The following is a 5,158-nucleotide window of genomic DNA, read 5'->3' as shown; positions in this document are numbered from 1 at the left end:
CTCCTGGATCGCCTTGGTCACCTGGATGCCACGGGGGCACGCGTCGGTGCAGTTGAAGGTCGTGCGGCACCGCCAGACCCCCTCGGCGTCGTTGAGGATCTCGAGTCGCTCGGCCGCACCCTCGTCACGGGAGTCGAAGATGAACCGGTGCGCGTTGACGATCGCCGCCGGGCCGAAGTACGACCCGTCCGCCCAGAACACCGGGCACGAGGTCGTGCAGCAGGCGCAGAGGATGCACTTGGTGGTGTCGTCGAAGCGGGCCCGGTCCGTCTGGGACTGGATCCGCTCGGCCGTCGGCTGGTTCCCGGACGTGATGAGGTACGGCATGACGTCACGGAACGACTTGAAGAACGGCTCCATGTCGACGTACAGGTCCTTCTCCACCGGCAGCCCGCGGATCGGGGCGATGGTGATGGTGATGGACTTGCCGTCCTTGGGGAGCATGTCCTTCATGAGGACCTTGCACGCCAGGCGGTTGACCCCGTTGATCAGCATGGCGTCCGACCCACAGATGCCGTGTGCGCACGACCGGCGGAACGCGAGGCTGCCGTCGATGTAGTTCTTCACGTACATCAGCAGGTTGAGCAGACGGTCCGACGGCAGGGCCGGGACCTCGTACTCCTTCCAACCCGCCGAGTCCGGATCCTCCGGGTTGAACCGGGCGATCTTGAGCGTGACCATGGTGGAGCCGGGCGGCACCGGGCGGTTCGAGCCCGGGTCCTTGCCGTCGGTGGCCTTGGTGGTGTCGACTGCGGTGGTCATCAGTACTTACGCTCCATCGGCTCGTAGCGGGTCTGCACAACCGGCTTCCAGTCCAGCCGGATCTCGGAGAGGAGGCCGAGGCCGTCCTTGAACGCCATCGTGTGCTTCATGAACTCGTCGTCGTTGCGGTCCGGGTAGTCCTCGCGGGCGTGTCCGCCACGGGACTCCTTGCGGTTGAGCGCACCCACGACCGTGACCTCCGCCAGCTCCAGGAGGAAGCCCAGCTCGACGGCCTCGAGGAGTTCGGTGTTGAACCGCTTGCCCTTGTCGCTGACGGTGACGTCGGCGTAGCGCTTCTTCAGGGCGCGGAGCTCGTCACGCGCCTCGGTGAGCGACTGCTCGGTGCGGTACACCGACGCCTTGTCGTCCATCATGGCCTGCATCTCGGTCCGGATGTCGTTGGCGTTCTCCGCGCCGTGGTCGGCGAGCATGCTCTCCATCCACTCACGGACCATCTTCTCGGGCTCCTCGGGGAGTTCGACGAAGTCGTGGCCTGCAGCGTAGTCCGCGGCGGCGATCCCCGCCCGGCGGCCGAACACGTTGATGTCCAGCAGCGAGTTGGTGCCCAGACGGTTGGACCCGTGCACGGACACGCACGCGCACTCGCCGGCGGCGTAGAGACCGGGCACCACGTCGTTGTTGGTGCGGAGGACCTCACCCTTGACGTTGGTCGGGATGCCGCCCATGACGTAGTGACAGGTGGGGAACACCGGGACCAGCTCGGTGACCGGGTCGACACCCAGGTAGGTGCGGGAGAACTCGGTGATGTCGGGGAGCTTCTCCTCGAGCACGTCCGCGCCGAGGTGGGTCACGTCGATGTAGACGTAGTCCTTCTCGGGCCCGGCGCCGCGGCCCTCGCGCACCTCGAGGACCATCGAGCGGGCGACGATGTCACGCGGCGCGAGGTCCTTGATGGTGGGGGCGTAGCGCTCCATGAAGCGCTCGCCGTCCGCGTTGCGCAGGATGCCGCCCTCGCCGCGGACGGCCTCGGAGATGAGGATGCCCAGGCCCGCGAGTCCCGTCGGGTGGAACTGGTGGAACTCCATGTCCTCCAGGGGCAGGCCCTTGCGGAAGACCACGGCCATGCCGTCACCGGTGAGGGTGTGGGCGTTGGAGGTGGTCTTGTACATCCGTCCCGAACCACCGGTCGCGAAGACGGTGGCCTTGGAGTGGAAGACGTGCAGGTCGCCGGAGGCGAGCTCGTAGGCGACGCACCCGGTGGCGACGGGGCCCTCGGGGGTCTCGGTGAGGCAGAGGTCCAGCACGTAGAACTCGTTGAAGAACTCCACGTTGTGCTTGACACAGTTCTGGTAGAGCGTCTGCAGGATCATGTGACCCGTGCGGTCGGCGGCGTAGCAGGCCCGTCGCACGGGCGCCTTGCCGTGGTCGCGGGTGTGACCACCGAAACGACGCTGGTCGATCTTGCCCTCGGGCGTGCGGTTGAACGGCAGGCCCATGTTCTCCAGGTCGATGACCGCGGTGATGGCCTCTTTGGCCATGATCTCCGCGGCGTCCTGGTCGACGAGGTAGTCGCCGCCCTTGACCGTGTCGAACGTGTGCCACTCCCAGTTGTCCTCCTCGACGTTCGCGAGGGCGGCGCACATGCCGCCCTGGGCGGCGCCGGTGTGGGAGCGGGTGGGGTAGAGCTTGGTGAGGACTGCGGTACGGGTCCGCGGGCCCGACTCGATGGCCGCGCGCATGCCTGCGCCGCCGGCGCCGACGATTACCACGTCGTACTGGTGCTGGTGGACCTGACGATCGGTCATGGGATTCTCAGTGCTCGCTTTCGAAGTGGAACGGTCCGCAGGCGTCGATCAGACGTCGTAGGCGAGGCCGAAGAGGGCGTAGGTGCCCAGGGCCAGGACGAGGACGGTCGCGGCGATGAGGATCGCGTTGAGCCAGAACCGCGTCGAGTCCTTGCGCGAATAGTCCGCGATGACCGTCCGGACGCCGTTCGCGCCGTGGAGCTGTGCCAACCAGAGCATGAGGAGGTCCCACGTGGCCCAGAACGGGCTCTGCCAGCGATCCGCGACGTAGGCCCAGTCGATCCGGTGGACTCCCTCGTCGATCATCAGGCCCACGGTGAGGTGGCCGAGCGTGAGGATGACCAGCGCGACGCCCGAGGCGCGCATGAAGATCCACGCGGTGCGCTCGAAGTTGCCGCGTGAGCGCAGGCGCGGGGAGCGCGGCTGGGCGAGCGAGGCGGGGCGATCGTATGACGTCTGGAGAACAGGTGCGTCTGCCATGGTGATCGTTCTCCTTAGATGTGCTGGAAGAGAAGGAAGAGGAGGCGGGCGGTCGCCGCGGCGAAGACCACGACCCAGATCGCCAGGACGGCCCAGAGCATCTGGCGCTGGTACTTCGCGCCCTTGGACCAGAAGTCGATGGCGACGATGCGCAGACCGTTGAGCGCGTGGAAGAGGACCAGAGCGACCAGGCCGACCTCCAGGAGCCCGACGATCGGGGTCTTGTACGAGTCGATGACCGCGTTGTAGGTCTCCGGGCTCACCGTGACGAGCGAGGTGTCCAGCACGTGCACGAAGAGGAAGAAGAAGATCGCCACGCCCGAGATGCGGTGCGCGACCCACGACCACATCCCCGGGTCACCCTTGTAGATGCTGATCTTCTTATTGGGGGCCGGACGCGCCGGCGCCTGCGCAGTACTCATGGGCTTGTCGTGCCTCCGAATCGTCTGGGCGTGGTGCCATCGGCGCGCGTTCCCTGCCCGAGAGCACAGCGGGCGCCTACTAGGACTTTAGACCTGAGAGGACGCGGACGAGAAGCAGGGTGGGTACGGTGGTCCGAACGGGTAATGCCTGTTAGGGGACCCTAATCGAAGTTACCGGAGGGTAGAAAAGGGTGTCGGTCGACGAAACCGCAGCACAGAGGAACGCGGCCGTCAACGGTCTGCGCGAGGCCGCGCTGGCGGCCGCCCGGAACGCCTACCGGCCGTACTCAGGATTGGGGGTGGGGGCCGCCGCCCTGGCGTCGGAACCCGGCGGCGACGAGTGCAGGATCGTAACCGGGTGCAACGTCGAGAACGCCTCCTACGGGCTCACACTCTGCGCGGAATGCTCGCTCGTGTCCGACCTCCACCGCACGGGTGGCGGGAGACTGCTCGAGCTCGTCGTCGTCGGCCACGACGGTGACCCGCTCTCACCGTGCGGGCGGTGCCGCCAACTCCTCCACGAACACGGCGGCCCGGACCTGGTCGTCCACACCGCCCGCGGCCCCGTCCGCCTGGGCGAGCTCCTGCCGGACGCCTTCGGGCCGGAGGACCTGACGTGACCCGGTCGATCGACGCCGTGCGGATCATCGAGGCCAAGCGCGACGGCAACGAGCTCGACGACGACGAGATCGACTGGATCGTCGACGGGTACACCCGCGGTGTGGTGCCCCCCGAGCAGATGTCCGCGTTGGCGATGGCGGTGTACTTCCGGGGCATGACCGATCGCGAGATCGCCCGCTGGACCGCGGCGATGGTCGACTCCGGCACCCGGTTGGACCTGTCCGACCTGACGCGCGCCGGTCGTCGCGTCCCCACGGTGGACAAGCACTCGACCGGCGGTGTGGGCGACTCGGTGACGCTCGTGCTGACCCCCCTGTTGGCGACCTGGGAGCTGGCGGTGCCCCAGCTCTCGGGGCGCGGGCTCGGTCACACGGGCGGGACCCTCGACAAACTCGAGGCGATCCCCGGCTGGCGCGCCGACCTGGACGCCGCCACCAGGCGCCGGATCCTCGAGGAGACCGGGGCCGTGATCTGCGCGGCCGGAGCCGATCTCGCGCCCGCCGACCGGGCCCTCTACGCCCTACGGGACGTCACCGGGACCGTCCCGTCCATCCCCATGCTGGCGGCGTCGATCATGAGCAAGAAGATCGCCGAGGGCACCGGCGCGCTGGTGCTCGACGTCAAGTGCGGGTCCGGGGCCTTCCGACCCGACCGCGCCGACGCGGACGAGCTGGCCCGGGTGATGGTCGCCATCGGCACGGCGGCCGGCGTCCGGACCAGCGCACTCGTGACCGCCAACCACACGCCACTGGGTCGGGCGGTGGGCAACGCCGTCGAGGTGGCTGAATGCGTAGAGATCCTCGCCGGGGGCGGCCCGCCCGACATGGTCGATCTGACCTGCGCGTTGGCGCAGGAGGCCCTGGCCGCGGTCGGGATCGACGACGACCCGCGCGAACGACTCCGTGACGGGCGGGCCATGGACTCGTTCCGCGCGATGATCAGCGCCCAGGGCGGCGATCCCGACGCCGCGCTGCCGGTGGCCGCGCACACGGAGGAGCTGCGGGCGCCGGACTCGGGGGAGTTGACGTGGGATGCCCTGGGTGTGGGCCGCGCGTCGTGGTTGGCCGGTGCCGGGCGTACCCGACCTGGCGAGACCGTCGACCCCGC

6 protein-coding genes are annotated in these 5,158 nt (G+C 68.5%); 2 read left to right on the top strand and 4 right to left on the bottom strand.

All coding sequences use genetic code 11. The features are described 5' to 3' along the window. The 4 genes from G6028_RS05670 to sdhC all read right to left on the bottom strand — a co-directional run. Positions 1 to 762, bottom strand: a 762-nt coding sequence (locus tag G6028_RS05670) for a succinate dehydrogenase iron-sulfur subunit (RefSeq protein ID WP_182658294.1), incomplete at its 3' end; no start/stop codon positions are given. After that, positions 762 to 2,528 carry a succinate dehydrogenase flavoprotein subunit gene (sdhA, locus tag G6028_RS05665; RefSeq protein ID WP_182658293.1) on the bottom strand — a complete coding sequence of 589 codons (1,767 nt, stop codon included), beginning with the start codon at positions 2,526 to 2,528 and terminating at the stop codon, positions 762 to 764. The genes G6028_RS05670 and sdhA, both read right to left, overlap by 1 nt. 48 nt (positions 2,529 to 2,576) lie before the next feature. Next, entirely contained in the window at positions 2,577 to 3,008 is a 432-nt protein-coding gene (locus G6028_RS05660) for a succinate dehydrogenase hydrophobic membrane anchor subunit (RefSeq protein ID WP_179524745.1), read from the bottom strand. A 14-nt stretch (positions 3,009 to 3,022) separates the two neighbouring features. Continuing rightward, entirely contained in the window at positions 3,023 to 3,430 is a 408-nt protein-coding gene (gene sdhC / locus G6028_RS05655; RefSeq protein ID WP_182609616.1) for a succinate dehydrogenase, cytochrome b556 subunit, read from the bottom strand. 191 nt (positions 3,431 to 3,621) lie between these two features. Here sdhC and G6028_RS05650 point away from each other — a divergent pair, with 191 nt between their 5' ends. Together G6028_RS05650 and G6028_RS05645 are read left to right on the top strand one after the other, a co-directional pair. Next, positions 3,622 to 4,050, top strand: a complete 429-nt coding sequence (locus G6028_RS05650; RefSeq protein WP_182658292.1) for a cytidine deaminase — start codon at positions 3,622 to 3,624, stop codon at positions 4,048 to 4,050. Beyond that, a partial coding sequence (locus tag G6028_RS05645) for a thymidine phosphorylase (protein ID WP_182658291.1) occupies positions 4,047 to 5,158 on the top strand: 1,112 nt, incomplete at its 3' end. The genes G6028_RS05650 and G6028_RS05645, both read left to right, overlap by 4 nt.

This window comes from Dietzia cercidiphylli, from assembly GCF_014145145.1.
Lineage (GTDB): Bacteria > Actinomycetota > Actinomycetes > Mycobacteriales > Mycobacteriaceae > Dietzia > Dietzia natronolimnaea.
This window is presented reverse-complemented; position numbering and strand designations above follow the sequence as displayed.

Bases quoted from the DNA above. Each gene is read 5' to 3' on its own strand.
- sdhC (WP_182609616.1), bottom strand. From the start codon at position 3,430: ATGAGTACTGCGCAGGCGCCGGCGCGTCCGGCCCCCAATAAGAAGATC.
- G6028_RS05660 (WP_179524745.1), bottom strand. From the start codon at position 3,008: ATGGCAGACGCACCTGTTCTCCAGACGTCATACGATCGCCCCGCCTCG.
- sdhA (WP_182658293.1), bottom strand. From the start codon at position 2,528: ATGACCGATCGTCAGGTCCACCAGCACCAGTACGACGTGGTAATCGTC.